The sequence below is a fragment of the Halomonas sp. PBN3 genome, assembly GCF_000475415.1.
GTDB classification, from domain to species: domain Bacteria; phylum Pseudomonadota; class Gammaproteobacteria; order Pseudomonadales; family Halomonadaceae; genus Halomonas; species Halomonas shengliensis.
Genome location: NZ_AXCA01000179.1, coordinates 1 through 2,711, shown reverse-complemented (window position 1 = coordinate 2,711; position 2,711 = coordinate 1). Strand labels below are relative to the sequence as shown.

4 protein-coding genes are annotated in these 2,711 nt (G+C 64.8%); all 4 read left to right on the top strand.

Translation table 11 applies throughout. The annotated features are described in order from the left end of the window. Window positions 1-87: 87 nt before the first annotated feature. Complete coding sequence (tnpA, locus tag Q673_RS31710) at window positions 88-405, top strand: IS66 family insertion sequence element accessory protein TnpA (protein WP_023006781.1); 318 nt, start codon at window positions 88-90, stop codon at window positions 403-405. Beyond that, window positions 405-755: an IS66 family insertion sequence element accessory protein TnpB gene (tnpB, locus tag Q673_RS31705; RefSeq protein ID WP_161629677.1), complete on the top strand. Its 351-nt coding sequence runs from the start codon at window positions 405-407 to the stop codon at window positions 753-755. The genes tnpA and tnpB overlap by 1 nt, the downstream gene beginning before the upstream one ends. A gap of 123 nt (window positions 756-878) precedes the next feature. Continuing rightward, window positions 879-2,342, top strand: coding sequence for an IS66 family transposase (gene tnpC / locus Q673_RS31700; RefSeq protein ID WP_023006779.1), 1,464 nt, complete (start codon window positions 879-881; stop codon window positions 2,340-2,342). A 64-nt stretch (window positions 2,343-2,406) separates the two neighbouring features. Continuing rightward, a complete protein-coding gene (locus tag Q673_RS31695; protein WP_031218466.1) occupies window positions 2,407-2,670 on the top strand; it encodes a hypothetical protein in 264 nt (87 codons plus the stop codon). Window positions 2,671-2,711 lie beyond the last annotated feature (41 nt).

The following is a 2,711-nucleotide window of genomic DNA, read 5'->3' as shown; positions in this document are numbered from 1 at the left end:
GTAAGCGGCCATTCTGGCGCGTCGTTTCCTGAGGTGGCCTGACCCCCTACGCTGATCCCGTCATTCACCGACGGAGCATCAGTCCCCATGTCGAAGCGACGCCACTCCCGCCACCCCGCCTCGCAATGGCAGGCCTGGGTCGACGAACAGGCCCATAGCGGGCTCTCCCAGCAGGCCTTCTGCCGCCAGACAGGGATCCCCGTCAGCTCCTTCAAGCTCTGGAAGCGGCGACTGGCCGGCGAGGCGCCAATGCCTTATCACATGGCTGCCGAGCCGGCGCTCTTCGCACCGGTGTCGATGCCGACCGCGGAAGAGAACGACGACGCCGATGATGAGCCGCGCGGCTGGGAGATCGAGCTCGACCTGGGCGATGGTGTCTGCCTGCGCTTTCGCCGGGGGGCATGATGCGACCACCCGTCAAACTCTGGCTGTGCACGCAGCCCACCGACATGCGCTGTTCCTACGATGGTCTGGCCGCCCTGGTGAGGCGGCAGCTGGGCCAGAATCCGCTGAGTGGCCACGGCTTCATCTTCATCAACCGACGGCGCACCCAGCTCAAGTGCCTTTACTTCCAGGCCGGCGGCTACTGCGTGTGGAGCAAGCGCCTGGAGCGCGGGCGCTTCGCCGCCTTGTCGGCCCCCGCAGGCCAGGCAATCACGCTCAGCCATGCCGAATTCGAAGCCTTGATCGAGGGGCTCGATCTGGTGGTCACGAAACGCCGCAAACGCTGGCATCCCAAGGTGTCAGCGGCCTGATGGCATGGTAAAATAACAGCCTGATTCATCAGGAATTATCACCTCGTGACGGCGCTATCTCTGGAACAGAAATATCAGCAGACGCTGGCGGAAAATGCCGCTCTACAGACGCGCCTTCAGGAGGTGGAACGACAACTCGACTGGTTCAAGCGGCAGCTGTTCGGCCGCAAGTCGGAGCGCCTGCTGGCGATCGACCCGGCCGTGCAACAGAGCCTGCTCGGTAGCCTGCAGGATCTCCCGGCGTCGCCGCCGCCCGAGCCCGATGATGACGCTCCACCCGCCAAGACGTCACCGCGTAAGACGCGTCGCGATACCGTCAACGACACCGGGCTGCGCTTCGATGCCTCGGTGCCGGTCAAGGTCATCGAGGTGGCGCCCGAGCTACCGGAGGGCGTGACGCGGGATGACATCGAGGTGATCGCCACGCGCAGCACCTTCCGCCTGGCGCAGCGCCGGGCCAGCTTCGAGGTGCTGGAGTACCGTTGCCCGGTGTTCAAGGTCAGCAAGGAGGCGCCGCCCCAGGCAACGTCGGCGCCGGCCACGCTGTTCGACGGCTCGCTGGCCGATGTCAGCTTCATCGCGGGTCTGCTGGTCGACAAGTTCTGCTACCACCTGCCGCTCTATCGCCAGCATCAGCGCCTGCAGCAGGCCGGCATCCAGCTCAGTCGCACCACACTGACTCAGCAGGTGGCGCGAGCTGCGGCGTTGCTGTCGCCGATCCACCTGGCCCAGCTGGAGCACGTGCTGCAAAGCCAGGTGCTGGCCATGGACGAGACGCCGATCAAGGCGGGCCGCAAGGCCAAGGGCAAGATGAAGGAAGCGTGGTTCTGGCCGCTGTACGGCGACCACGACGAGATCAGCTTCACCTTTTCCCCGTCGCGCGCCAAGGCCCACATCGACACGGTGCTGGGTGACCACTTCAACGGCGTGCTGCTGACCGACGGCAACGCCTCCTACGCCCGCTATGCCGAGAAGCGCCCGGGGGTGACCCACGCCGAATGCTGGGCGCACGCACGGCGGCATTTCGAGAAGGCGCAGGGCAGCGATGAGGCGGTCGAGGAAGGCCTGCTGCGGATCGCCGGACTCTACAAGACCGAAACCTGGATCCGCGAGAAAGGCCGCGAAGGACCCGACAAGCTCAAGGCGCGCACCACCTACAGCGAGCCCCAGGTGCGCGACTTCTGGAAATGGTGCGACCACCAGCTCCAACGGGACGATCTGGAACCACGCCACCCGCTGCGCCAAGCCGTGGAGTACGCGCTGAAGCGACAGCGGAGCCTGGAGGTATTTCTGTCCGATCCCGACGTGCCGATCGACACCAACCACCTGGAGCGTGGCCTGCGCTGCATTCCCATGGGTAAGAAAAACTGGATGTTCTGTTGGAGCGAGGTCGGCGCCGAGCACGTCGGCATCGTGCAGAGCCTGCTGACCACCTGCCGGCTGCAGGGTGTCGATCCCTACACCTACCTGGTCGATGTGCTCCAGCGCGTGGCCATCCACCCGGCCTCACGGGTCGACGAGCTGACGCCGCGCCGCTGGAAGGCCCAGTTCGCCGACACGCCGCTGCGCTCCGACATCGAGCGCTGAATCGACACCCGCCGGCGCATCGGGCAAGGTAGCGCCTTTCCCGATGCACGAGATTCAGTTCCCCATGCGTATCGACGACATGAGCCTCGACCAGCTCCTGGCGCTCAACGACGTCATCTGCCGCCGTATCGACGAACTCCAGGCCCGTCAGGAGATGGAAGTGTTGAATCGCCTGACCCTGGGGCAGGCTGTCTCCTTCGAGAGCCGCGAGGGTCAGGTGTTTGGTCGCGTCATCAAGATCAACCGCAAGACCGTCATCGTGCAGTCGGAAGATAACCGGCGGTGGAAGGTCGCGGTAGCGCTGATCCAGCCACTATGTGACGTATAAAGCAAGCAGAAATCGGCACGCCTTGGAATGACCGGTTACGG